Below are 1,311 nucleotides of genomic sequence, written 5' to 3'. Positions count from 1 at the left end.
CGCGTGGTCGATGCCAGCGCGCCGGGCGCGCAGGCGCTGCTCGATGGCGAGGTCGAAACGCTGTGGGCTCAGCCGGTGCCCACCGCTGGGCATCCGGCCACGGTCACGCTCGATATCGGCCGCGCCGTGACGCTGGGCGGATTCAGCCTGACCCCGCCGCGCCATCTGGCACCCGATGCGACGCCGCCGCGCGGCTATCGTGTGGAGACCAGCCTGGACGGGCAGGCCTGGCAGGCGCAGGGCGAGGGTGAGTTTTCCAACATCGCTTACGCCCTGGCGACGCAGCGCATCGGCTTTGCCGCCCCGGTCCAGGCGCGCTATCTGCGCCTGGCGTTTGCCCAGCCGGCGCTGCCCGATCGCGCCGTGCTGGCGATTGCCGGGGTGGGTGGGTTCAGCGGCGCCTTGCCCCGCTGACCGGCTCGATCGGCGTCTGTTGCCACAATAGGCGTTCGGCGCCGTCGGGATCGTTCTCGACGGTGCTGACGCGGTCGAACACCATGGTGGCGCGGGTGGTGGCGTCAAAGCGCGGCCAGGCCGGCATGCCTGGTGACCCGGGCGCCCCGCCTTTGACAAAGGCCACCATCGCTTCGTGCCAGGCTTCGGCAATCGGCTGGTCCGCCGCCGAAAGGCCGAACATCTGCGCCATCGATGGCAGTGTCACGTGGTCAAACGTCAGCGGCAGGTCGAGCACGTGGGGGCTGTGCCCCTTGTAGGGGCCGCCCGGCGCCGGCAAGGCCAGGCGATAGCGCCACACCGGCGCGCCGCGTGCGGCATGGGCCTCGGCCAGGCGCAGCGTGGGCATGCCATATTCCTCGGCCGTGAGCAGGCGCCAGTGGCGCTGGGCGTCGGTTAATTCGGGAAAGGCGCGGGCATAGGCGCGGTTGAGCGCGGTCATCCGCGGCATCGGCTCGGTCGATACGCTTTGCGACCAGATCGGCCGGCTGGCCTGCACCTCGTTCAGGAACAGGCGGCTTTCGTTGGCATTCGATCCGGTCAGCAGCGGCACGCGTGGCGCGCGCCCCTCGATCACGCGGGCCAGCGGCGCCTGGGGCAGGAATGCGCCATCGACCGTCGGCCGGAATGGCAGGCCCTGTGGCCAGCCCTTGCGCGCGGCGACTTGCGCTTCGACCAGCGCGGGAAAAGGCGCCACCAGCAACCGCTCTACCCCGCCCAGCCGCGCCACCACGGCATTGGCAAAGATCGCGGCGGTGGCGGGAATATGCACGGTCTGCGCCCCGCCGCTGAACACCATGGCGCGGGCATAGAGCCCATCGGCCGCCGGCGTGCCGAGCAGCGCGCAGACATTGCGCG

2 protein-coding genes are annotated in these 1,311 nt (G+C 71.2%); one reads left to right on the top strand and one right to left on the bottom strand.

The window, feature by feature from the left end; translation table 11 throughout:
* A partial coding sequence (locus tag H926_RS0122775) for a discoidin domain-containing protein (protein WP_028658395.1) occupies positions 1-414 on the top strand: 414 nt, incomplete at its 5' end.
* Here the strand turns inward: H926_RS0122775 and H926_RS30035 are convergent.
* On the bottom strand, positions 392-1,311 hold a 920-nt coding region (locus tag H926_RS30035), incomplete at its 5' end, for a carboxylesterase family protein (protein ID WP_022678298.1). The genes H926_RS0122775 and H926_RS30035 overlap by 23 nt on opposite strands.

The organism is Novosphingobium sp. B-7, from assembly GCF_000410615.1.
Classification (GTDB): domain Bacteria; phylum Pseudomonadota; class Alphaproteobacteria; order Sphingomonadales; family Sphingomonadaceae; genus Novosphingobium; species Novosphingobium capsulatum.
This window is presented reverse-complemented; position numbering and strand designations above follow the sequence as displayed.